Annotated in this window: 17 protein-coding genes and 1 riboswitch; of the genes, 4 read left to right on the forward strand and 13 right to left on the reverse strand. The window is 64.9% G+C overall.

What is annotated here, in order from left to right; translation table 11 throughout:
* Positions 1-37: 37 nt before the first annotated feature.
* The 3 genes from purH to BM374_RS05720 all read right to left on the reverse strand — a co-directional run bounded on the left by purH (position 38) and on the right by BM374_RS05720 (position 5,017).
* The gene (purH, locus tag BM374_RS05710; RefSeq protein ID WP_092289747.1) at positions 38-1,630 is read right to left on the reverse strand and encodes a bifunctional phosphoribosylaminoimidazolecarboxamide formyltransferase/IMP cyclohydrolase; all 1,593 of its coding nucleotides are present in this window, start codon (positions 1,628-1,630) and stop codon (positions 38-40) included.
* Between the two features lie 24 nt (positions 1,631-1,654).
* A riboswitch (ZMP/ZTP riboswitch) is annotated at positions 1,655-1,736 on the reverse strand.
* A gap of 59 nt (positions 1,737-1,795) precedes the next feature.
* Entirely contained in the window at positions 1,796-3,514 is a 1,719-nt protein-coding gene (locus tag BM374_RS05715; protein WP_177248147.1) for a heparinase II/III family protein, read from the reverse strand.
* 156 nt (positions 3,515-3,670) lie between these two features.
* Positions 3,671-5,017: an RsmB/NOP family class I SAM-dependent RNA methyltransferase gene (locus BM374_RS05720; RefSeq protein WP_092289751.1), complete on the reverse strand. Its 1,347-nt coding sequence runs from the start codon at positions 5,015-5,017 to the stop codon at positions 3,671-3,673.
* Positions 5,018-5,204: 187 nt separating this feature from the next.
* Between BM374_RS05720 and BM374_RS05725 the strand changes: the two genes are divergently transcribed.
* The gene (locus tag BM374_RS05725; RefSeq protein WP_092289753.1) at positions 5,205-5,402 is read left to right on the forward strand and encodes a DUF1674 domain-containing protein; all 198 of its coding nucleotides are present in this window, start codon (positions 5,205-5,207) and stop codon (positions 5,400-5,402) included.
* Between the two features lie 32 nt (positions 5,403-5,434).
* On the opposite strand, the gene cysC is transcribed toward BM374_RS05725, so the two are convergent.
* The 4 genes from cysC to BM374_RS05750 all read right to left on the reverse strand — a co-directional run bounded on the left by cysC (position 5,435) and on the right by BM374_RS05750 (position 12,944).
* A complete protein-coding gene (gene cysC, locus BM374_RS05730) occupies positions 5,435-7,330 on the reverse strand; it encodes an adenylyl-sulfate kinase (RefSeq protein WP_092289755.1) in 1,896 nt (631 codons plus the stop codon).
* Positions 7,330-8,280, reverse strand: a complete 951-nt coding sequence (gene cysD, locus BM374_RS05735; protein WP_244552536.1) for a sulfate adenylyltransferase subunit CysD — start codon at positions 8,278-8,280, stop codon at positions 7,330-7,332. The genes cysC and cysD overlap by 1 nt, the downstream gene beginning before the upstream one ends.
* Positions 8,281-8,300: 20 nt before the next feature.
* Entirely contained in the window at positions 8,301-10,772 is a 2,472-nt protein-coding gene (locus BM374_RS40095) for an FAD/NAD(P)-binding protein (protein WP_177248111.1), read from the reverse strand.
* 141 nt (positions 10,773-10,913) lie between these two features.
* Entirely contained in the window at positions 10,914-12,944 is a 2,031-nt protein-coding gene (locus tag BM374_RS05750) for a methyl-accepting chemotaxis protein (RefSeq protein WP_177248112.1), read from the reverse strand.
* Positions 12,945-13,175: 231 nt separating this feature from the next.
* On the opposite strand from BM374_RS05750, the gene BM374_RS05755 reads away from it, so the two are divergent.
* The gene (locus BM374_RS05755) at positions 13,176-13,766 is read left to right on the forward strand and encodes a thermonuclease family protein (protein WP_092289759.1); all 591 of its coding nucleotides are present in this window, start codon (positions 13,176-13,178) and stop codon (positions 13,764-13,766) included.
* Between the two features lie 69 nt (positions 13,767-13,835).
* Here the strand turns inward: BM374_RS05755 and BM374_RS05760 are convergent, their stop codons facing one another.
* Positions 13,836-14,351, reverse strand: coding sequence for a L,D-transpeptidase (locus BM374_RS05760; protein WP_092289761.1), 516 nt, complete (start codon positions 14,349-14,351; stop codon positions 13,836-13,838).
* A 414-nt stretch (positions 14,352-14,765) separates the two neighbouring features.
* Positions 14,766-16,712 carry an acetate--CoA ligase gene (gene acs, locus BM374_RS05765; protein ID WP_177248113.1) on the reverse strand — a complete coding sequence of 649 codons (1,947 nt, stop codon included), beginning with the start codon at positions 16,710-16,712 and terminating at the stop codon, positions 14,766-14,768.
* 400 nt (positions 16,713-17,112) lie between these two features.
* Between acs and BM374_RS05770 the strand changes: the two genes are divergently transcribed.
* Positions 17,113-18,282 (forward strand): DNA topoisomerase IB, encoded by a 1,170-nt coding sequence (locus BM374_RS05770; RefSeq protein WP_092289764.1) that lies wholly within the window; start codon positions 17,113-17,115, stop codon positions 18,280-18,282.
* Positions 18,283-18,294: 12 nt separating this feature from the next.
* Here the strand turns inward: BM374_RS05770 and BM374_RS05775 are convergent, their stop codons facing one another.
* A complete protein-coding gene (locus tag BM374_RS05775; RefSeq protein WP_092289766.1) occupies positions 18,295-18,750 on the reverse strand; it encodes an SRPBCC family protein in 456 nt (151 codons plus the stop codon).
* Between the two features lie 101 nt (positions 18,751-18,851).
* On the opposite strand from BM374_RS05775, the gene BM374_RS05780 reads away from it, so the two are divergent.
* The gene (locus BM374_RS05780; RefSeq protein WP_177248114.1) at positions 18,852-19,943 is read left to right on the forward strand and encodes an adenylate/guanylate cyclase domain-containing protein; all 1,092 of its coding nucleotides are present in this window, start codon (positions 18,852-18,854) and stop codon (positions 19,941-19,943) included.
* A gap of 74 nt (positions 19,944-20,017) precedes the next feature.
* On the opposite strand, the gene BM374_RS05785 is transcribed toward BM374_RS05780, so the two are convergent.
* From BM374_RS05785 to BM374_RS05795, 3 genes are read right to left on the reverse strand one after another with little or no spacing between them, the layout of a single operon-like run.
* Positions 20,018-20,968 carry a tetratricopeptide repeat protein gene (locus BM374_RS05785; protein WP_177248115.1) on the reverse strand — a complete coding sequence of 317 codons (951 nt, stop codon included), beginning with the start codon at positions 20,966-20,968 and terminating at the stop codon, positions 20,018-20,020.
* A gap of 2 nt (positions 20,969-20,970) precedes the next feature.
* A complete protein-coding gene (locus tag BM374_RS05790; protein ID WP_244552529.1) occupies positions 20,971-22,095 on the reverse strand; it encodes an AAA family ATPase in 1,125 nt (374 codons plus the stop codon).
* Positions 22,096-22,116: 21 nt separating this feature from the next.
* Complete coding sequence (locus tag BM374_RS05795; protein ID WP_092289772.1) at positions 22,117-22,587, reverse strand: hypothetical protein; 471 nt, start codon at positions 22,585-22,587, stop codon at positions 22,117-22,119.
* Between the last annotated feature and the right edge of the window lie 102 nt (positions 22,588-22,689).

The following is a 22,689-nucleotide window of genomic DNA, read 5'->3' on the forward strand; positions in this document are numbered from 1 at the left end:
CTCGCGCCAGGTGGCGCACCCCGGAATGACGGCGAGATCAGTGCCTGAAGTGCCGCGTTCCCGTGAACACCATGGCGATGCCGTGCTCGTCGGCGGCCTTGATCACCTCGTCGTCGCGCATCGAGCCACCGGGCTGCACCACGGCGGTGGCGCCGGCTTCGATACAGGCGAGCATGCCGTCGGCGAACGGGAAGAACGCGTCCGAGGCCACCACCGAGCCCTTGGTCAGCGGCTCCGCGAGCTTGAGCTCGTTGGCTGCATCCTGCGCCTTGCGCGCGGCGATGCGGGCTGAATCGACGCGGCTCATCTGGCCCGCGCCGATGCCGACGGTGGCGAGATCCTTGGCGTAGATGATGGTATTGGACTTGACGTGCTTGGCCACCCTGAAGGCGAACTTCAGGTCGCGCATCTCCGCATCGGTTGGCGCACGCTTGGTCACCACCTTGAAGGTCATGTCGTCGACCACGGCGTTGTCTCGGCTCTGCACCAGGAGGCCGCCGGCGACCGTCTTGGCGGTGAGCCCAGGCGCGCGCGGATCAGGCAGGCTGCCGGCGAGCAGCAGGCGCAGATTCTTTTTCCCGCCGATGATGGCGATTGCCTCTTCGCTCGCATCGGGGGCGATGATCACCTCGGTGAAGATCTTGGTGATCTCGCGCGCGGTGTCGGCATCGAGCGGCCGGTTCATCGCGATGATGCCGCCGAATGCCGAGGTCGAATCGCAGGCCAGCGCCTTGCGATAGGCCTCGACGAGATTGGCGCCTTCCGCGACGCCGCAAGGGTTGGCGTGCTTGACGATGACGCAGGCCGCGGTGCGCTTGGTGTCGAACTCGCCGATGCACTCATAGGCCGCATCGGTGTCGTTGATGTTGTTGTAGGAGAGCTCCTTGCCCTGGAGCTGTCGTGCGGTCGAGACGCCCGGGCGCTTGTCGGGCGTGGCATAGAACGCGGCCGTCTGGTGCGGGTTCTCGCCGTAGCGCAGCGACTGGATCAGCTTGCCGCCGAAGGCGCGGAAGTCGGGCGCATCGATTTCGAGCTGGCGATTGAACCAGTTCGAGATCGCGGCGTCGTAAGCCGCGGTGCGGGCATAGGCCTTCGCGGCCAGCCGCCGGCGCAGCTTCAGCGTGGTCGCGCCGTCGTTGGCGGCGAGCTCGTCGAGCACGGCCTTGTAGTCGTCGGCTTCGACCACGACCGCGACGTCGTCGTGGTTCTTGGCGGCGGCGCGGATCATCGCGGGGCCGCCGATGTCGATATTCTCGATGCAATCCTCGAAGCCCGCGCCTTTGTCGACGGTGGCCTCGAACGGATAGAGATTGACGACGAGCAGGTCGATCGGCGCGATGCCGTGCGCCTTCATCGCCTCCGCATGCTCCTTGTTGTCGCGGATCGCGAGCAGGCCGCCATGCACCTTCGGGTGCAGCGTCTTGACGCGGCCGTCCATCATCTCGGGGAAGCCGGTCAGGTCGGAGACGTCCTTCACCTTGAGGCCGGCCGCGGCGATCGCCTTCGCGGTGCCGCCGGTCGAGACCAGCTCGACATCATGGGCGGCAAGCGCCTTGGCGAACTCGATCAGGCCTGATTTGTCGGAGACGGAGAGAAGGGCGCGGGTGACGCGGCGGGGATGGTCAGTCATGAGCAAGATCCTCTGCTAAGGGAGTGTCTATGCCCAGGCGCGCGGCGGATATGTGTCGCGCTTCCCGATGGTGCTCCATCCAAGGTCGCCAGTCGCGCGAACGAGCGCTCGATAGCAGTTTTCGGCGTCCTTCACAACGCTCGGATCGGGCTGAATCGCGTCTCTTTACAGTGGAAGTTCCGGCTCGCGCCGGGCGTTACGGCGGGCATTGGTGACCGCGGGCGAGGCCGAGGAGCGGACAAAGCTCCAGCGGGTCGACGGCGCCTGACGGGCGTCCTGACGGATCACGATCTGGGCGGTGCGGCGGGGGCCGTCATTGCCGGCCAGGAACACGCTGTCCTCGAGATCAACCTTGTCGTCGAGAGCCTCGAAGGTCCAGACGTCGCGATTCGGCAGCACCAGCATGACGCCGCGCGCATCCGAGAGCCGGCTCGCCTTCACCGCGGGATGCAGATGGAAGCGCAGCGTAAAATCGGCACCGGCGCCCTTGAGGCGTGCGCCTTGCGGCGGCGACAGCGTGTCCTCGCCGTCGATCCGCGCGCCGTCATTGGCAACCATCAGCACGCGACGATGGATCACGCCGAACTTGCCGAGATAGCCGTCATGCGAGGTCGTCAGTAGCGTGCCGTCCTGCACGATCTCGCGATAGCTCTCGACCTCATGGGGGCCGCTGATAACAGGCGCACCGTGCAGTAGCCGCTTCATCGCCGACATCTCGACGAACTGGCATGACGAGGTATCGTGATAGGTCAGCGTCGAATGCGCAGCGGTGCCGCGCGCGAATGGCCGCCAATTGTCGCGGCCTGTGGTCGGCATGCCGCAATTGGTGACGATGCGGCTGGTGCCGGAGGACAATTCGAACGACAGGCAGCCGGCATGTGCATCGTGGCTGACGCCGGGCGGCGGCGGGGGGCCCGTGTCGATAATCACAGTGGTCGGGCCGGCATCGAGGCGCTGGAAGCCGGTGTGCGGCATGTTCGCCATCGGCGCGCCATGGGTATCGTCATAGGCCAGCAGCGTTGCAAGCAGGTCTGACGGGGTTGCGCTCATGCCGTTGAACAGCGCGAAATTGCCGTCGCCGTGCCGAAAGAAGCGCAGCATCGGCATCATGCGGTCGATCGCATTGAGGAGTGCCGGCGGCGGCGCGATGTTGCGCGCGGCAAAGGTCTGCCGCAACGGCAACAGGTCGATCAGCAGCTCGATCAGTGCGCCGGGATTGCGGGAGATGTGTCCGCCGTCGGGCAGAATCTGTCGCTGCAACTCGTCGGAGAGCTTCTTTGACGCGCTGCGGATATGACGGGCCTGGTTGGCGAGGCAGAGCGTCGTGTAGCACAGCGCGATCTGCACCTGGAGCTTCGGCACCCCGTCCGGGATGTTGACCATGGTGTAGCGCAGGAAGCGGATCTCGCGGGCCAGCGCGCGCAGGTAACGGCGGTAGAATTTGTTGTCGGTATCGTTCAGGACGAGCGGTGCCTGCGACAGCAGCGAGATCACGCGCCGCGCCAGCACGTCGGCGCGGCGGGCGACAGGCCGGCGCTTGTTGGCGGGGTTGCTGATCCAGTCCTCGACCAGTGAGCGCGCATTCGCCCGGGTCAGCGCGGTGTCGGCGGCGCGCAGGTGCCGCAGCCAGCCGAAGCCGAGCAGCGCGACCTCCCAGTCCTCGGAGGGCGGATCGAGATCGAAGATCGAGCGGCCGTGGCAATTGACGATCTTGCCAGCGAAGACGAAGCGTCCGGCATAGATCTCGGCGGCGCGCGTCGCATCCGCGGTGCGCAGATCATGCGGCGCGATGATCAGCCGATCGGTCCGGCCGGGCCAGACCCGTGACAGCGCAACGGAACCACCGCTCGCGCGCGCAAGCATGTGCCGCGCGAAGCGGTTCATCACCAGCGTCGAGATACGTCTGCGTTGAGCGACCGACACGCCTTGCCTTGAAGGGGAGAGGATTCCGACGAATCCTTATTAATCCCAAAAAAGGTCCGCTGACACCACCTTGAAAGGCGCCGAATCAGTCCAGCGGTAGCAAAATCCGGTGCAAAATCAGGATTTAACGAGCCGGGCCGCGAAAAATCCATCGAGCCCGCCGAGCTTCGGGTCGGCGTGTGGCAGGTGGCTCGGCAGGGTCCGCAGATCGCCGTCAGGGGTGATGATCTCGCTGAGCCCAGAGACCTCGCTGGCCTCGATCCGCACGCGGCGAAGCGCGGGCTCTGCGGCCAGCAGCGTGGCGATCGCCTGCTCGCCCTCTTCGGGTTCCAGCGAACAGGTGCAGTAAACCAGCGTGCCGCCGGGCTTGAGCAGCGAGACGGATTTGCGCAGAAGCCGCTGTTGCAGAACCGTCATTGCGGCGACATCGGACTCCTGCCGCAGCCATGCGACGTCGGGATGCCGACGGATCGTCCCGGTCGAGGTGCAGGGCGCGTCGATCAGGATGCCATCGAAGCCCTCGGCCGGCCCTGCCCATTCCACGGCGTCGGCGACGACAGTCTCGGCCTGGAGCGACAGCCGGGCCAGATTTTCGCGCAGACGTGCCACCCGGGCGGGGGAGCGGTCGATCGCCGTGACATGCGCGCCTGCCAGCGCCAGCTGTGCGGTCTTGCCGCCGGGAGCGGCGCAGAGATCGGCGATGGATTTGCCCTTGAGGTCGCCGAACAGCCGGACCGGCAGCGCGGCGGCGGCGTCCTGCACCCACCATTGTCCTTCAGCGAAACCGGGCAGCATCGTGACCGAGCCGTGCAGCAGCGTGCGCACCGTTCCGGTCGGCAGCACCTCGCCGTGCAGCCGGCTTGCCCATTGCGCAGCGTCGGACTTCACGGTCAGGTCGAGGGAGGGGTCGTGACCGAGCGCGCGCGCCATGTCCCGCGCGGTCGCCTCGCCGTAATGTGCGCTCCAGCGCGCCAGCAGCCAAGGCGGCAGATCCAGTGATTCGGCGGCGACCTCTTCAACCAGCGCCTGGCCTTCGCGCGCGCAGCGGCGCAGCACGGCGTTGACGAGGCCGGCATAGCGCGCAGCACGCCGGTCGGATTGCACCAGGCGGACAGAGAGATCGACCGCGGCGTGATCGGGCACGTCCATCCAGAGGATCTGGGCGGCGCCGATCAGCAGCGCGCTCTGCGCGCGCGGCGCGTCGGACGGGATGCCCTTGTCGAGCAGGCGCGATAGCACATGGCCGAGCGTGCCGAGCCGGCGCAGGATGGTCGCAACCAAGCGCCGCATCAGCGCGCGGTCACGGTCGGCGAGCGTCTTCAGTCCGGGATGGGCGCCGGGGCCGTCGAGCTGGTCGTCAAGCGTACGGTGCTTGTGCAGGACGCCGTCGACGATGTCGGCAGCGATCCGCCGCGCCGCGAGACCGGGCACTTCGGTTGGAGGAGCAAAACGTTGAGATGGCATGCGGACGTAAGGTTCTGAGCGAGCGGCAGTTCCGCCGAGATGGGCGCATGCCTTGAGATCAGCTTGTGTGGCATGCGAATATGCCAAATGTAAGAATGGTCTCTGGCGATTTCAGCCCGTCGGGACCATTTCAGCAATGTGTTATTGGACGTCGCGCAGGTCTCGATCCTGCGCTAGGACCCGAACGATGAACGACCAGCCTCCCACTCCCAACCGCAAGCCCTTGCCGCCGGCCGCCCAGCGCGCGCTGGCCGAAGCCGAGGCCCGCCGGCGAGCCGCCGCAGCCAAAGCCGAGACGGCACCCAAGGAGTTGCAGGGGCCGAAGGGACCCGAGCCGACGCGCTACGGCGATTGGGAGCGCAAGGGTATCGCCTCGGATTTTTGAGGCCTGCGGCCTGACGCCACGACGTCCAGCCGCTACAGATAATGGCCCTCCTGCAAGTAGCGGATGATGCGCTCGCAGGCCGCCTCGCTCGTCAGTTCCGAGGTGTCGATCGTGATTTCGGGCGCCTGCGGCGCCTCATAGGGATCGTCGATGCCGGTGAATCCGGGCAGCTCTCCCGCCCGCGCCTTGCGATACAGCCCCTTGGGGTCACGCCGCTCGCATTCGGCGAGCGGGGTTGCGACATGGATCTCGATGAACTCGCCCGCCTCGATGCGGTGCCGCGCCATTTCGCGCTCGCTGCGGAACGGCGAGATCAGCGCGACCAGCGCGATCATGCCGGCGTCGACGAACAGCGCCGCGATCTCGGCGACGCGCCGGACGTTCTCCATCCTTTCCGAGCTGGAAAAGCCGAGGTCACGATTGATGCCGTGGCGGAGGTTGTCGCCGTCGAGCAACGCGGCATGACGTCCGAATTCGGCCAGTCGCCGGTCGACCAGATCGGCGATGGTCGATTTGCCGGCGCCGCTGAGTCCCGTGAACCACAGCACGCAGGGCCGCTGCTGCTTGAGCCGCGCGCGAACGGATTTGTCGACGGCAAGCCGTTGCCAGTGAATGTTGGTGGCGCGGCGGAGTGACCGATCGATCATGCCGGCCGCAGCCGTGCGATGGCTGATCGGGTCGACGAGAATGAAGCTTCCCATCTCGCGACTGTCGCGATAGGCCTCGAACACCAGCGCGCGGTCGAGGCTGAGATGGACATAGCCGATCTGGTTGGCATCGAGCGTCGTGGCGCTCTCCTGCGCCATCGTGTCGATGGCGATGCGGTGCTTGAAAGTCGTGATCACTGCGCCTGATGAGGCGGTGCCGCATTTGAGCATGTAGCGCCGGCCCGGCACCATGGCGTCGTCGTCGAACCAGACGAGATGCGCCGCCAGCTGATCCGAGACGAGCGGTGCGGCTCCGGCCGTCAGCACATCGCCGCGGCTGACGTCGATCTCGTCGGTCAATGTCAGTGTCACGGATTCGCCGGCCGCGGCGCGATCGCGCTCGCCACCAGGTGTGAGAATCCGCGCGACAAGCGTCCGGCGGCCCGACGGCTGCACCGTGACGGTCTCGCCGGCTGCGATCGCTCCGCCGGCGATCCGTCCGGAGAAACCGCGAAACTCCGCATGTGGGCGGTTGACCCATTGCACCGGCAGCCGGAAGGGCCGCGCCGAGATGTCGCCGGCGACGTCGACCGATTCCAGATAGGCCGTGACTGTCGGCCCGGTGTACCAGGGCATGCGCGTGCTTGCGACGGCGATGTTGTCGCCGTCGGGCGCCACGACCGGGATGCATTGGACCTGAGAGATTCCGAGCTGTCCGGCCAGGGTCAGGTATTCGGCGGTGATGGCCGCGAAACGGCCGCCGTCGAAGCTGACCAGATCCATCTTGTTCACGGCGAGCACGACATGGCGAATGCCGAGCAGCGACAGGATGTGACTGTGGCGCCGGGTCTGCGTGATCACGCCCTTGCGCGCATCGACCAGCACGACGGCAAGGTCGGCATTGGAGGCGCCGGTTGCCATGTTGCGGGTGTATTGTGTGTGTCCCGGCGTGTCGGCCACGATGAAGCGGCGCAGCTTCGTGGCGAAGAACCGGTAGGCGACATCGATGGTGATGCCTTGCTCGCGCTCGGCCTGCAAGCCGTCGACCAGCAGCGCGAAATCGAGATCGCCGCCCGTGGTGCCTGCGGTCTTGCTTTCCGACGCCAATGCGTCGAGCTGGTCGTCCAAAAGCGTCTTGGAATCGTAGAGCAGCCGCCCGACCAGCGTGCTCTTGCCGTCGTCGACGCTGCCGCAGGTGACGAAACGCAATGTCGGGCGATCGTCCTGGTCGAGCCGCGGCGCATCGGGAGCGGCGATCGTGGGGGCCTCGTGATAGGACATCAGAAGTAGCCTTCCGCTTTCTTGCGCTCCATCGAAGCAGGACTGTCGCGATCGATCATGCGTCCCTGCCGTTCGGACGTGCGCGAAGCCATCATCTCCCGCACGATCTCCGGCAGCGTTGCCGCCGTCGAGATCGTCGCGCCGCTCAGCGGATAGCAGCCCAGCGTGCGAAACCTGACGGAGCGCCAGCGCGGCGCTTCGTCCGCAAGCAGCGGCATGCGTTCGTCGTCGACCATGATCAGCGCGCCGTCACGCTCGACCACCGGGCGCTTTGCCGCCAGATAGAGCGGGACGATGGGGATGCTCTCGAGCAGGATGTAGTCCCAGATGTCGAGCTCGGTCCAGTTCGACAACGGGAACACCCGCATGCTCTCGCCGGGCGCGAGCATCGTGTTGTACAGGCTCCATAGCTCCGGGCGCTGGTTTTTGGGATCCCAGTGATGCGCCGCGCTGCGGTGCGAGAACACGCGCTCCTTGGCGCGCGACTTCTCCTCGTCGCGCCGCGCGCCGCCGATCGCGGCGTCGAAGCCGTGGAGGTCCAGCGCCTGCCGCAAGGCCTGCGTCTTCATCACGTCGGTGTAGCGGGCCGAGCCGTGGGTGAAGGGGGTGATGCCCTGGTTTAATCCGTCCTGGTTGGTATGGACGATCAGATCGAGGCCGAGCTCGCGCGCGCGGCGGTCGCGAAACGCGATCATCTCGCGGAACTTCCAGGTCGTGTCGACGTGCAGCAGCGGAAACGGCGGTCTGCCGGGATCAAACGCCTTCATCGCCAGATGCAGCAGGACCGAAGAGTCCTTCCCGATAGAATACAGCATGACCGGCTTGCGGAACTCGGCCGCCGTCTCGCGCAGAATGTGGATGCTTTCCGCTTCGAGGCGACGAAGATGGCTGGTGGCACCGTGGCGCATGGCGGCGTCATCGGACGCGTCCTGCGCCGGCGCTGCCACCATCGTGGGCGCGAGCTGTCCGCTCATGCGGCGGTACCGAGGCAATCGCCGAACAGACGCGCCGCGGTGTCGGTGTCCAGCGAGAGATCACGGATGCAGGCCGCGACCGAGGCGCGATAGATGTCGTCGATGCCGTAGCGTCCGATCACCTGGAGCAGAGCCTCGCTCAGCGAGGCCGTTTTGCGGCTCCGGTAGCGATAGGCCGTATCCGACCCATGAAGGCCGACCACGGTGTAGATCTTCGGCTCGCTGAGGAAGGTCACGCCCGACCCCTTCGTTTCGATCTGTCCGCGCTCCTTCCAGTCGGTGACGGCGCTTTCGATGAAGCGTTCGCCAAGGCCGAGTTGGTCGAACAGTTTTCTCACCGAGCCGGTCGCGTCCTTGCTGGCTTCATAGACATAGTGTGTCACCGGCACGCCGTGCCGCCTTGCATAGCTCTCGACGCGAAGCGCGTTGAGGGAAGAGATCACATAGTTCTGGATCAGGCGGTCCTCGGGAACGCGGTCCGACCATTTCTCGAGCCAGGATGCGAGCGAGCTCGCGGGGTCGCGGTCGAGCATGATCATGTGAAGCTTCTCGGCGGGCCAGCCCGCCTCGATCAGTGGCTGGAGCGGCAGGAACAGGCTTTCAGCCAGCACATAGGGACCAGCCATTTCCTTGCTGAAGATGTGCGGCTGCTCCGCGGCCGTCGGCGCGGCCCAGGGCTCGCCCGGATTTCCAAGCAAGCGATGGCGCAGGACGACCTTCACCGGCTGGAAGTACGAGGGCATGCCGGCAACGCCGAACAGATTTGTGAGCGCGGTCGAACCCACGCGGCAGCGGCCCCATGCGCAGTAGAGCGTCGGGAAATCCTCGGGAGCCCAATGCCGGAATGCTTCGCCGAGGCAGTCCCTCACTTCCCACATCAATTCGTCCAGCGCCGCCGGTCTGTTCTGGTACTTGCCGTCAGGCGCGAGGACCATGGTGTCGAGCGAGGGATGGTCGCGGCGCACGAGATCGGCCAGGCGGTCGGTTTCTTCGACTGACGTGATGATGCTGTTCATCTCGGGACCTTTCGGGTTGAGGATCGTGTCGACCACGGTCTGGGCGCGGCGCAAATTGATGTCGATCGCGGCGGCGTAGAAGTGCGTGCCCTTGGTCGGACCGCCGACCGCATAGACATTCGAATAGGGAGTCCCGTGGCGGTCGTGGACGCGGCTGTCGTCATAGCCGCAGCGAATCCCGCCGAGCGGGTCGAAGGCAATGAGGCCCTGCCGCTGCATGTCCTGGTAGAGCGGACTGGTGTCCAGCCGGTAGGACGGTCCTGTCGCGTCGACGACGTAATCGACCTCGCGGCAATGGCCATCGGCCAGGATCGCGCGAAACCGGTCGCCGGTGGCGGTCACGCTGCGCAACCCGGCGCGCGTCGAGAGCCGTCCCGAACGCATCAGGTCGCGCATGCGGACGGCATTCTCCAGCGGCATCGCCGAGCGGTTGCGAAGCCAGCCGGAATTGTAGACGTCCATGAAGCGCATCTTCTCGGTACCGCTCATTCGGCTCCAGGCCTCGCACATCACGTCGATGACGCTGACGAGATAGGAGTGGACGCTGGGCTCGCCGGTCTCGGCGCGCGCGATGTTGTGCTCGAGATCGTCAAGCGCATCGCCTCCGACGTTGCGGCAGGACAAATCGCAGCGCATCCCGGTGGTCTCGAGCAGCAGTTCGGAAAGGCGGGCGGCGAAAGCGTCCGCTTCGATCTGCGTGCAGCTGGTCACATAACCATGCAGAGCGTCGCGGAAGTCGTGCGCGATGACGGGCGCCTTCGCCGGCTGCACCGTGGGAAACAGGCCGCTTCTCGAGAAGCAGGTCATCCTGACCGCCTGGTGGGTCTTGGCGAGCGCTGCCGCGGTGTCGACCGCGCTGAGCCCGCTTCCGAGAATGCCGACTTCCGCGCCGGGCCGATCGGCGAAGGTGAATTGGGCGTAGGGATCTCTGATGTACTTCGGGTGTGCTGCCAGACCGTAGGGATCATCGGGCGGATTGTGACCGGTGCAGAGGATCAGTGCCGACGAGATGTGCGTGATGTTGCGGTCGGTCGTCAGCAGGACGTCGCGATCCGGCGAGAACCGCATACGGACCACCTCGGCATGTTCGACATGAACCGGCAGGCCGACGCTCCGGCATTGCGCGATCGCAGCCAATCGCACGGCGTCGAGATAGTCCCGATAGACCATCCGCGGCAGATGCTTGTTGGCGGGGCAGGAGAGACCGCGAGCCTGGAGCCAGCGGGGAAACTCGTCCGCGTCGCCGGGTCGGATCGACATCGTCGACGGCTTCATATTGAGCAGATGGCGATCGCTCTGCGTGCGATAGGCGAGCCCGCCGTCGAAACCGCTCTTGTCGAACAGCTGAATTCCGCTGACCGCGCCGTTGTCTCGCCCTGATGCGGCGAGCTCCGCCAGATGGCGCAGGATCGTGATGCCGGTTGCACCGCCGCCGACAATGCTGATGATCATCGCTCAACCCCCCAAATTATCTCGTTTGTCCCAGGCACAAGCGGGGGCTCGGCGTGGGGGCCTCCCAAATGCCGTTGGTTATTCACGCGTCAGAAAGATGAAACGCGGCCGGCCTCGCGCCGCCCGCTGGGTGTCCGGGCGTCAGGCCGCCCGCACCGTATCGAGGAATTTCGCAACCTCGTTCTTGAGGCGGCCACTCTCCATCGAGAGTGAGCGCGCGGATGCCAGAACCTGGGTCGACGCCGAACCGGTCGCGCTGGCGCCGTGGCTGACCTGCGCGATCTTGTCAGCAACCTCGACCGTTCCCTTGGCGGCTTCGCTGACATTGCGAGCGATTTCAGCCGTCGCGGCGCCCTGCTCTTCGATGGTCGCCGCGATCGTCGTCGAGATGTCCGAAATCTTGGAGATCGTCGCGCCGATCACCTTGATGGCGCCGACCGAGTCTTCCGTGGCCGACTGCATGCCGGCGATCTGCGCGCTGATCTCATCAGTCGCCTTCGCAGTCTGGGCCGCGAGCGCCTTGACCTCGCTGGCCACCACGGCGAAGCCGCGGCCGGACTCGCCGGCTCGTGCCGCTTCGATCGTGGCGTTCAATGCGAGCAGATTAGTCTGCTCCGCGATCGCGGTGATTAATTTCACGACGTCGCCGATCCGGCCCGCGGCCTTGAGCAATTCGTTGATCCGGGCGTCGGTGTGCTCGGCCTGCTTGACCGCCTCGCCGGCGATGCGGCTGGAATCATGGACCTGGCGTCCGATCTCGACGACCGATGCGCTCATTTCCTCGGCGGCGGATGCCACGGCCCCGACATTGGCTGAGGCTTCCTCGGATGCCGCGGCCACCATTCCGGAAAGCTGCTCGGTCTCCTCCGCAGTCCCCGACAATGTGCCGGCGGCGGATTCGAGCTGTTGGGAAGCGGACGAAACCGAGTTGATGATGCCGCCGACCGCGTCTTCGAACGCGCCGGCCAAGCGGATCATCTCCTGCTTGCGCCGCGTGGCGGCTGCCGCCTCCTGATCCTTCTGCTCGGCTTCCATCTGCTCGATGCGGATCAGATTGTCCCTGAACGTCTGGGCGGCCCGGGCGTTGTCGCCGACTTCGTCGCCGCGGGCGGTATAAGGAATCTCGACAGCCTTGTTGCCGCCAGCCAGTTGCAGCAACACGTCGCCGATGCGACGGATCGGACGGGCGATGTTCAGCACCGAAAACAGCGCCGAGCCGGCCAGGACCAGGATCACGAGGACGCCGACGGCCAGGCTGACCCAAGTCGCCTGTTCCAGGGCAGTCATGAGCTGGCTTTGCCGCAGGGCCGTATATTCGTTGTTCGCGGCGACCAGCTTGTCGACGCGCGTTGAGATTTCCCTTGCGGCCGGACGCAGCCGCTCTTCAAGGATGCGTGTTTTGGTGTCTTCCGCCTTCACGGCTTCGGCGGCCGCGGCCTTGTAGCGTCCCGCGAGCGCCGCCAGCGCGTCGATTCCGTCCGCGATCTCCTTGTCGCCAGCCGACTGGCGCACCCGTTTCAGGACACCGATCATCGCGTCGGCAAGGACGGCGATACGATCTTTCTGCACGACGTCACCGGTTGCGGTGAAATGCCAATCGGAGGCGCTGACCGCCTTGAAGGACGCGTCGGCTTCGCGCAATGCGACCTCGATGTTGAGGTGATTCGACGCTGCGGCGAGGGCGGGCGAGGTCAGCAATTTTTCGAGGGACTTGCTCCAGGTATCTTCAATCTGGTTAGTCGCGGCGAATTCCTTGATGGCGATGCCACGAGCCTCGCCGAGATCGTTGCCGGCCTTGAGGGAAGCTTCGAGCTGGACCTTCACCTCGCGGCAGAGCTCCTTGGCTTCGGCGCGCTTGGACCGCTCCAATGCCGCGTCTATTTCGGTGGTGGCATTGGCAATCGAATTGCGCAGCACTTCCATTTGTTTGGCGAGGCTGTCGGCGGTGGCGGCAGATCCGATCTCCGCCACTGCGAGGCGCGCCCGGGTTACTGCGAGCTCGGCGCCCTGGGCATTGGCCTTGTTGGCGGTGTTGATGACCACCAATTCGCTCAGTCCCGCGATCTGCCCGTTCCTGATGAGTTGGTTGGCGAGCATGCCACCAACGAGAAGGACCCCCGCACTTGCCGTCAATCCGAGCTTTGTACCGATGCGAAACTTGAACGATGCCATGCTTACCGCTCCCCACACGCATACCGAGTACTCCGCTTTATTACTAAACGAGAGCTGAAGATCACACCCCGTACAACTACAGGAGGTATCGAATGGAGACTGCTTGGAACAGCGCCTCACATAGGTACGCTTTTACGGTCGGTAACCTTCCAGCCCGGCCGCCGCGGTCGCGCTATCGCCCCGCTGCGCGGTGCCTTGCCGTGTTCCCCGACTCAGTCCTAGCGTGAGCTGATGCGTGTCCAGGATCGCCCAAATCTCCAGCGGCCGCGGTTCGGCGGCTCGCCGTTCGGCCACCGCTTCTCCGGATTGTTGCCGTGGATGTTCGTGGTCGCCATCATGGCGGCGGTCGTACTCAGCTTCCGGCATGGGGCGAATTGGCCGCTTCGGCATCCGGCCGATGAGCGCACGCAGAATGCCGATATCATTCTTCGGCAGTCAGGCAGTCCCGACGATCGCCTGCCGGTTGATATCATCCGCACCGTTGACGGCGACACCTTCCTGGCGCGTGTGCACCGGCGCGGGGAGCGCGATCTCGTCGCGCGGGTTCGCCTGCGCGGCATCGATGCACCCGAGTTGAAGGCGTCTTGCCGGGAAGAACTGGACAAGGCGGAAGCCGCCACCGAGGCGTTGCGCAATCTGCTCGGCCAGGGTGGCGTCACGATCTACAATCTCGGCTCGGAAAAATACGGGCGCGTTCTCGCCGACGTTGCGACCAGGCGAACCGCCAACGTTTCGGCGGCGATGCTCGCGGGCGGTTACGCGCGCAGTTACAATGGCGGCCATCGCGACGGCTGGTGCGCGCGAGGCTGGCGCTTCTGGTAACAAAAAAGCCGCGTCGAAACGCGGCTCCTTCAATCTCTGTTGTAGCAACCTCTATTTTGGTTGCGGCGATCAGCGCGTCACGACGACCTTCGTTCCGACCGAGACGCGGCTGTAGAGATCGGTGATGTCGTCGTTGAGCATGCGGATGCAGCCATAGGAGACGAAGCCGCCGACCGAACCCGGCACGTTGGTGCCGTGGATGGCGTATTCGCCGCCGGCCAGCGTCATCGCAGCAACGCCCATCGGGTTGCGCGGCGAGCCGCCCGGAATGACGTCGGGAAGCTGCGGCTTGTCGCGCTTCACCTCGGCGGGCGGCGACCAGGCCGGATTGCGATACTTGCCGTCGATGCGGGTCGTGCCAGCCCATTGCTTGCCGGACTTGCCGACGCCGACCGGGTAACGCATCGCGTGCCCGTCATCGAGGATGAGATAAAGCCGCCGCTCATTGGTTTTGACCACGATGGTGCCTGGCGAATAATCGGCCATGTGCGCACCCACCATTTCCGGCCGCGCCTCGGCCGCCGTCGACATCAAGAGCCCGGCCCCGATGGTGGTGGACAGCACCAGCGCAATCTTCATCGACATCGATTTTCCCCTGCCCCGAACGGATCATCCAAATTCACGCAAAAACCGGCAATAGCCTGCCCGCCGAGACATTCTCAACCGCGCTTGTTAACCGGACGGTTTCCACACGCGGCAGCCAGGGGCGAGCCGACAGGGGAAACAAAGGAAATGTTCGAAATAAAGTAAATGACCTGGAAACAACACTCGGTGGGAAACATGCAGCCGCGGCGGCGAGCATCCTGACAAGTGCGTGAGGGCGTGAACCGGGGTTTTTTCGGGGTGCTGTGTCAAAGCTCGTGTCCCGGACGCGGCGCGGCACGCAGTGCTGCGACGCAGAACCGGGACCCAGCTCATTCTTCTGCGCAGATGGATGGGCCCCGGCTCTGCAGCGCATCGCCAACTGGCGCTGCGCTGCGTCCGGGGCACGAGACGACCTTACGCCGGCTTTCTGTTCTGCCGGTTCTTGACGAGATCGTCGACTACGGCGGGATCGGCCAGCGTCGAGGTGTCGCCCAGGCTGCCCGGCTCGTCCTCGGCGATCTTGCGCAGGATGCGGCGCATGATCTTGCCGGAGCGGGTCTTGGGCAGGCCGGGCGCGAACTGGATCTGGTCGGGCGAGGCGATCGGGCCGATCTCCTTGCGCACCCAGGTGACGAGCTCCTTGCGCAGGTCCTCGGTCGGCTCGATGCCGGACATCAGGGTGACATAGGCATAGATACCCTGGCCCTTGATGTCGTGCGGGAAGCCGACGACGGCAGCCTCCGAAACCTTCTCATGCGCCACCAGCGCGCTTTCGACCTCGGCGGTGCCCATGCGATGGCCGGAGACGTTGATGACGTCATCGACGCGACCGGTGATCCAGTAATAGCCATCGGCGTCACGGCGGCAGCCGTCGCCGGTGAAGTATTTGCCCTTGTAGGTCGAGAAGTAGGTCTGCTCGAAGCGCGCATGATCGCCATAGACGGTGCGCATCTGGCCGGGCCATGAACGCGTCAGACACAGATTCCCTGTAGTCTCACCCTCCAGCACCTTGCCGTCGGCGTCGACGATCTCAGGTGCCACGCCGAAGAACGGCTGCGTCGCCGAGCCGGGCTTGAGCTTGGTCGCGCCCGGCAGCGGCGTGATCAGGATGCCGCCGGTTTCGGTCTGCCACCAGGTGTCGACGATCGGACAGCGATCGTCGCCGACGACGCGGTGATACCACTCCCAGGCTTCGGGGTTGATGGGTTCGCCGACCGAGCCGAGCAGACGCAGCGAGGCGCGCGAGGTCTTCTTCACGGGCTCATCGCCGCCCTGCATCAGCGCGCGGATCGCGGTCGGCGCGGTGTAGAAGATGTTGACCTTGTGCTTGTCGATGACGTTCCAGAACCTGGAATTATCCGGGTAATTCGGCACGCCTTCGAACATCAGCGTGGTCGCGCCATTGGCGAGCGGCCCGTAGAGAATGTAGCTGTGGCCGGTGACCCAGCCGACGTCGGCGGTGCACCAATAGATGTCGCCATCGTGATAGTCGAAGACGTATTGATGCGTCATCGAGGCGAACACGAGATAGCCGCCCGAGGTGTGCAGCACGCCCTTGGGCTGGCCGGTCGAGCCTGACGTGTAGAGGATGAACAGCGGATCTTCGGCGTGCATGTGCTCGACCGGACAATCGGTCGTTACCATCGCAGCCGCTTCGTGATACCAGAGGTCCCGCGTCGGGTTCATGTCGATCTTGCCACCGGTGCGCTTGACGACGACGACCCAGTCGACGCCGTCCGCCTTGGCGAGCGCGGCGTCGACATTGGCCTTCAATGGCACCTTCTTGCCGCCGCGCAGGCCTTCGTCCGCGGTGATGATGATCTTGGACTGGCAGTCATTGATGCGTTGGGCGAGGCTGTCGGGCGAGAAGCCCGCGAACACCACGGAGTGGATCGCGCCGATCCGCGCGCAGGCCAGCATCGCGTAGGCCGCTTCTGGAATCATCGGCAGATAGATGGTGACACGGTCGCCCTTCCTGACGTTGCGGGTGCGCAGGATGTTGGCCATCCGGCAGACTTCGTCGTGCAGCTCCTTGTAGGTGATGTGCTTCGACTGCGAGGGATCGTCGCCTTCCCAGATGATCGCGGTCTGATTGCCGCGCTTGGCGAGATGGCGGTCAATGCAATTATGGGCGACGTTGAGGATTCCGTCCTCGAACCATTTGATCGAGATGTTGCCGGGCGCGAAGGAGACGTTCTCGATTTTGGTCGGCGCGCGCATCCAGTCGATGCGCTTGGCCTGTTCGGCCCAGAAGGCGTTCGGGTCCGCGATCGAGCGGGCGTACATGTCCTTGTACTTGGCCTGGTCGACCCAGGCGCGCTTGGCCCATTCCGCGGGGACGTCGTAGATCTTCTCGGACATGCTTCCCTCCACATACGGCAAGCCGAGCACAGGTGACTGGCCAGCCGACTTTCATCATTGAGCGATTATGCGTCGGGCTAACCGGACCCGACAAGCAGCACAAGCTGGACCTTCGATGAGGGGCCGACCATGCGGAGGATCAACGTTCGCGGTCCGGTTGTCGCAAATCTGAAACAGGCCGAGCGGCTGCTTTCGGCCTTTACCCACACCCCCGGAACAGGCCCGCGCAGGGCGTCTATGCACGATCGAAGGTATTTAGCAACCTCTTTTCACTGATTCGGGACTCGCAATGCGGTTCGGAACCCCCTACATGGCCAACCCGGGGTCCGAAGAGACTTCTTGGAACAAAAATCAGAACAGCGGCATTGACCGGTAACAGACAGGGCTAAGGCTTAAGACTATGATGGATCAGCAGAATCTCGGCACGATGCGGCCCGCTTCGGCCGATCCTGCCGCCATTGCGCTGGCCAAAGCCCTCGGACAATGGCCGAAACCGGCCGGTTCCTCTCGCCCCAGCCCGAAAAAGGTCTACGACACGGCGCCGCCGGCGACGGTCGAGGCACTTGCCAAGGAACTGGGCCTGCGGCTCGGTGACCAAAACGAGCTGACCATCCGCCGCATCAGGCGCGGCAAGGGCTATTCGTTCGTCCGCCCCAACGGCGCGCATATCCGCGATGCCCGTACCATCCGCCGGCTGCACGCCATGGCGGTGCCGCCGGCCTATCGCGAAGTGCGCTACTCCGCGGACCCAAGCTCGCACCTCCAGGCGGTGGGCCGCGATGCCGCGGGCCGGTTGCAATATCGCTATCATGCCGACTGGGAGAAGGTCCGCGAACAACGCAAGGCGCATCGTCTGGAAAAGCTCGTCGGTGCGCTGCCCAAGATCCGTCGCAAGGTCTCGGCGTTCCTGTCGGGCGACGAGCCGACGCGGGAATTCGCGCTTTCGGCGGTGATCGAGCTGATCGCGCGCACCGCGATCCGTCCCGGCAATGAATCCTACGCCCGCCTCAACGGCACCCGCGGCGCGACTACGCTGCTGAAGTCCAACGTCACGCTGGAAGACGACTGCTTCGTGCTGACCTTCAAGGCGAAGGGCGGCAAGGCGGTGCGCAAGGAATGCGATGCCGCCAAGCTGGTGCGCGCCATCGGCATTTTGCAGGGCGTGCCCGGCAAGCGCATGTTCCAGTATCGCGATGCCTACGGCATCGTGCGCGCCGTCAGCACCACGCAGGTGAACGCGTTTCTGCGCGAGATCGCCGGCATCAAGATTTCACTGAAGGATTTCCGCACGCTGATGGCCTCCGCCGTCGTCGTGGAATCGCTGTCGCGGATCACGCCGGCGACCAGCCAGCGTGGCCGCAAGAAGCAGGTGCTGGATGCGATCCGGGCCGCCGCCGACAAGCTCTCCAACACGCCGGCAATCTGCCGCAAGAGCTACGTCCACGACACCATCGTCACTGCCTTCGAGGAAGGTATCCTCGAACGCTTTGCCGCGACGATGAAAGGTCAGCGCTCGCAGGCAAGACGCGAGCAGCTGCTGGCGCAGGTGGTGGCAACTGCGGCGGTGTAGTCCGCCGCGGCGCTACATATTGTCCGAAAGACCTTTGTCGGGACCGGGATCGCGGCCTGTGGCTGCGCTCGTCAATCGCTCCAGATAATGCGCCCACCCCTTCGCGTGCGCGGCCATCTGTTCCTCGGTCGGCAGCCCGCTATGCGTCATGCGCAGCAACGTGCCGCCGTCGCGTTCGATCAGGTCGATTTCGATCAGGCTCGAGCCCGGTGGCACTTCCTGACCACCCTCCCAGCCGAAGGTGTAGGCCAGGCGATGTACCGGCACGACCTCGCGGAAGGTGCCGCGGGCGACGCTGCCGCGCGGGCCGATGCCTTTGAGCAGATAGAGCCCGCCGGGATGCGGCTCGGTGGTCGCATCCGAGCCCATCCAGTTCAGGATTTTCTCAGGATCGGTCAAATAGGCGAAGACGGTGGCGCGCGGGGCGGCGATCTGGGTCTCGCGTCGCAATACGAACGGCTCGTTCATCGGCGATCATCCCTGGGCTGTCACTCGCACATGGCGGCGCCAAGGCAGCCCGTCAAGGATTGCCCGTGACAAAGACGGCGCTTCTTCGCCATCATCGGAGCATGCAACTTTCTCAGACCCTCGCCTGGCTTGTCGATGCCGCCTCGGAATGTTCTGGCGCCGATCGCCTGCTGGCGGAACTCGGCACGCATTTGCTTGCTGATGGCGTGCCGCTTGTAGCTGGCGCCCTGACGCTCGAGGTGCCGCATCCGCTGATCGCGAAGCGGACCTGGCTGTGGCGTGCGGATAGCGGCCGGGTGATCGAGGCGCTCGGCTTTGTGCCTGGCGGACCGGCGCCCGATTTGCCTGACGATGGCGGCCGCCGCTGGCTGCGCGACATCGCGGATGGCGACGTGCACGAAGACGTTGTCGGGCGCGATGGGCCGTTGCTCGGCTGGATCGGGCCGCGACCGTTCACTGCAGACGAGATCGAGCAACTGCGCCAAGCCGCCCGCTTTGCCGTGGCACCGCTCACCGCGCTCGCTGCACGCGCCACGCTGCGGGCGACGCTCGAGGCCTATCTCGGCAAGCGCAGCGCCGAGCGGGTCTTGGCGGCACCTCTGCGGCGCGACCTCGGCGAAACCATCCAGGCCGCGCTGCTCTATGCGGATCTGCGCGGCTTCACAACTTTGTCTGAAACCAGCCCGCCGGCCGATGTCATCGCTGCGCTCGATGCGTGGTTCGACCGCATCGCCGGTGCCGTTCACGCCTTTGGCGGCGAGGTGCTTAAATTCATCGGCGACGGCGTGCTGGCAATCTTTCCTGTGGTCGAGGCCTCACCGCGTCGTGCCTGCGAGGCTGCTCTGCGCGCGGCAGGCGCTGCCGAAGCCGGGATGGCGTATCTCAACGCCGAGCGCACGGCACAAGGATTGCCGCCGCTTGCGTTCGGCGCGGCGCTTCATCTCGGCGAGATGCTCTGGGGCAATATCGGCGCCGCCAACCGGCTTGACTTCACGGCGATCGGTCCCGCCGTCAATCTGGCCAGTCGGCTCGAGGGCCTGTGCAAGCCACTGGGCAGGACCGTGCTGGTGTCCGGCGCACTCGCCGCCGAAACGGAGATTCCGCTGGTCTCGCTTGGGCTGCACAGGCTGCGTGGCATTGCTTCGCCGTGCGAGGTGCTTGCGCTGCTGGAGGCGCAGGTTGCGACGTCGTAGCTAATAAATCTCGCATCTTGCAAATCAGCTTCCATTTGTTCGTCGGCCCGGCCAGATCCTGGTACGGTTGACGGTCAGGTCGGGGGCTGTCCGCCAGGATTATTCTTCTCAGGCGCATCGTCTTTCACCTGTCCGCGCAAGCGGTCGCGTTCCGATCTGGCGAAATCGTTGTCGGGTGCCAACGTGACTGCATTCTCCAGCGCTGCCAGGGCCTCGCGCGGCTTGCCGGTGGTTTCGAAGATCACGGCCCGCGCCAATAAGCCGCGCGGATCTTTCGGCGCGCGCTTGCCGAACTCGTCGAAATCGCGCAAGGCAGCGTCATAGCTCTCCTGAGCCTGCTGGGCTTCGCCGCGCGCCAAATAATAGTCGGCGTTGTTGGGTAGCCGCCTGATCGCTTCGTTCAAATCGGCCACCGCCTTAGCGTAATCTTTCAGCCGCAAATAGGCGAAGCCACGGTAATAATATGCGACGGCTGCGATTGCCCATGGCGTTGTCTGGCTGGCTGTTTTATTCAGATCCTGGAGCGCGGCGTCGTAATCTCCGCGCGTCATGTAGATCCACGCGCGGTCGTTGAGGGCCGCAGGGTAATCGGGCTGGATCTTCAGCGCGGCGTTGAAATCCGACATTGCGCTGTCCGGATCCTTGTCGCGTCGCATGAAGCCTCGTTGGGTATAGACCGAGGCCAGCCGTGAGCCGGATATCTTGCCACCATCGATCAGCTTGGTGCAGACGGCTTCCGAGCCGATGCTGCTATTGGCAAAGCAACTCATAATCTCGAGGTCCAGCGCATTGACCGTCGTCGTCTTGATCGGGGTCGCGGTCGAGGTTGTCGCCTTCTGCGCGACCGGCTTGGCCCAGCTTCCGGCATTGCCCCAGGCGCCGGTGTTGACCGGTCTACTGATCAGAATCCAGCCCGTGATCAGCACGGCCATCGCGGCCGGCCACGCGTACCACGACCACCGATACCAGGGATCGATGCTCCACAATGCACCGTGCAACGCGGCGATGCGGGCCGTCGGATTCATGATCAGCTGTCCCGGATCGCCGATTGAATGTCGCTGAGCTCGAACTCGGCAACGCTCGCATGAGGGTCTCGCGACGTGCGCAGGGCATGCGCCTCGCGGGTCTTTTCCAGCAGCGTTCGCATTGAGCGCGCATTGCCCCATTGCGGATCGTCGCGTTGTGAGTCGATCCATGGCGCGAGAGTCGCTTCGAAGCCGATCGGCAGCAGATATTGCTGCTCGGACGCCATGGCGCGGAAGATTTCGCAGAGCTCGAGCGCATCGTAGGGCGGAAAGTCGATCGTCTTGGTGAAGCGGCTGGCAAGTCCGGGATTGCTGCCGATGAACCGGTGCATCTCGGCGGGATAGCCGGCGACGATCACAACCAGCCGGTCGCGATGATCCTCCATGTATTTCAGCAACGCCTCGATCGCTTCGCGGCCGAAATCACCCTTCCACTCAGCCGCGGTCAGGCTGTAGGCCTCGTCGATGAACAGAACGCCGTCCAGCGCAGTGCGGCACACCTCGAGCGTCTTCGGCGCAGTCTGGCCGACATAGCTCGCGACGAGTTGGCTGCGGTCAGCTTCGATCAAATGGCCTTTGCGCAACACACCGAGCGAGCGATAGATGTCGCCGATGGCGCGCGCCACCACGGTCTTGCCCACCCCGGGAGGTCCGGTGAACACCATGTGCCGGCTCGTCGCGAACACTGGCAGGCCCTGCTCGCGCCGCCGGCGCTCGACCTCAAGGCTCGCAAGCAGCTTGTTGATCTCGGTTTTGACCGAGGCGAGCCCCACCATCATGTCAAGGTCGTCAAGGGCGTCGTCCGCAGTGCGCGTCACCATGCGGGTCTCGCCGGTCGCGGAATCCGTCGTCAGCCTGCGGCCATAGGTGTAGCCGCTTCCAACAGGGACGAAACCCGATGCCGTAGGGTCGGCGCCGAGCCGCGAGGCAATGTAGCCGACGCCGGTCGCAGATACGGCCGTCAGCGCGACGCCGACAAATCGCAGCGGGGTGATGTCGGAGAAGAGCGAGCCGATCCATCCGAAAAAGCCGATCTGCGGATTGAACAGCAGCGCGCTGACCCCTGCTGTGGCCACGCCGATCAAGATAAAGGCGAGGATGAAGCGTGCGTTCAGAAAATTCTGCATTCAAATCTCAATTCGGAAATCTCACTTGCATGGAGGACGCGCAGGCCAACGCACCGTGACGGCGCTGGAGCCGCCGATCGGCTCCATTCGCGCTGTCGGATAAAGGGATACCAGCAAACCCTTGGCGTCACCATCGACGGTCAGCGGGTCGAGCCCGCCGCTGTCAGGCAGCGGATTTGGCAGCGCGATTCTCTGCGGCTGGTCGGTGATGCGGAATGATGGCGATCGATATTTGCTGGTGCGAAACGTGACGGTCCCGCCGGTCGGATTGCCCGGCGTCGACACCGTGATGAATGCGACGGGGTAACGGCATTGCCGGCTGTCGGATTGCGCGACCCGCTGGCTGTCCGGTGTCAGGGTCGGGATGGCATCGCCCACCTGCTCCTGCGGCACGAGTGCGATGACCGGCGCATCCGGCTCCGCGCGCAGCGTCAGAAGCCATCCCGTGAGGGCTCCGATGATGGCGGCGCCGGCCAGCAGCATCGCCAGCATTGATGAAGTATCTTTTCGGGGACGGAATGGAAAGGCCCCTGCGGGGCCGTCCGTGGACCATGGCGATTGCTCGCCGCCGTCCCTTTCCTGCATCGCCATGAC

This window comes from Bradyrhizobium sp. Ghvi (genome assembly GCF_900115265.1).
GTDB lineage: Bacteria > Pseudomonadota > Alphaproteobacteria > Rhizobiales > Xanthobacteraceae > Bradyrhizobium.

Bases quoted from the DNA above. Each gene is read 5' to 3' on its own strand.
- purH (WP_092289747.1), bottom strand. From the start codon at position 1,630: ATGACTGACCATCCCCGCCGCGTCACCCGCGCCCTTCTCTCCGTCTCC.
- BM374_RS05715 (WP_177248147.1), bottom strand. From the start codon at position 3,514: ATGAACCGCTTCGCGCGGCACATGCTTGCGCGCGCGAGCGGTGGTTCC.
- BM374_RS05720 (WP_092289751.1), bottom strand. From the start codon at position 5,017: ATGCCATCTCAACGTTTTGCTCCTCCAACCGAAGTGCCCGGTCTCGCG.
- BM374_RS05725 (WP_092289753.1), top strand. From the start codon at position 5,205: ATGAACGACCAGCCTCCCACTCCCAACCGCAAGCCCTTGCCGCCGGCC.
- cysC (WP_092289755.1), bottom strand. From the start codon at position 7,330: ATGTCCTATCACGAGGCCCCCACGATCGCCGCTCCCGATGCGCCGCGG.
- cysD (WP_244552536.1), bottom strand. From the start codon at position 8,280: ATGGTGGCAGCGCCGGCGCAGGACGCGTCCGATGACGCCGCCATGCGC.
- BM374_RS40095 (WP_177248111.1), bottom strand. From the start codon at position 10,772: ATGATCATCAGCATTGTCGGCGGCGGTGCAACCGGCATCACGATCCTG.
- BM374_RS05750 (WP_177248112.1), bottom strand. From the start codon at position 12,944: ATGGCATCGTTCAAGTTTCGCATCGGTACAAAGCTCGGATTGACGGCA.
- BM374_RS05755 (WP_092289759.1), top strand. From the start codon at position 13,176: ATGCGTGTCCAGGATCGCCCAAATCTCCAGCGGCCGCGGTTCGGCGGC.
- BM374_RS05760 (WP_092289761.1), bottom strand. From the start codon at position 14,351: ATGTCGATGAAGATTGCGCTGGTGCTGTCCACCACCATCGGGGCCGGG.
- acs (WP_177248113.1), bottom strand. From the start codon at position 16,712: ATGTCCGAGAAGATCTACGACGTCCCCGCGGAATGGGCCAAGCGCGCC.
- BM374_RS05770 (WP_092289764.1), top strand. From the start codon at position 17,113: ATGATGGATCAGCAGAATCTCGGCACGATGCGGCCCGCTTCGGCCGAT.
- BM374_RS05775 (WP_092289766.1), bottom strand. From the start codon at position 18,750: ATGAACGAGCCGTTCGTATTGCGACGCGAGACCCAGATCGCCGCCCCG.
- BM374_RS05780 (WP_177248114.1), top strand. From the start codon at position 18,852: ATGCAACTTTCTCAGACCCTCGCCTGGCTTGTCGATGCCGCCTCGGAA.
- BM374_RS05785 (WP_177248115.1), bottom strand. From the start codon at position 20,968: ATGAATCCGACGGCCCGCATCGCCGCGTTGCACGGTGCATTGTGGAGC.
- BM374_RS05790 (WP_244552529.1), bottom strand. From the start codon at position 22,095: ATGCAGAATTTTCTGAACGCACGCTTCATCCTCGCCTTTATCTTGATC.
- BM374_RS05795 (WP_092289772.1), bottom strand. From the start codon at position 22,587: ATGCTGGCGATGCTGCTGGCCGGCGCCGCCATCATCGGAGCCCTCACG.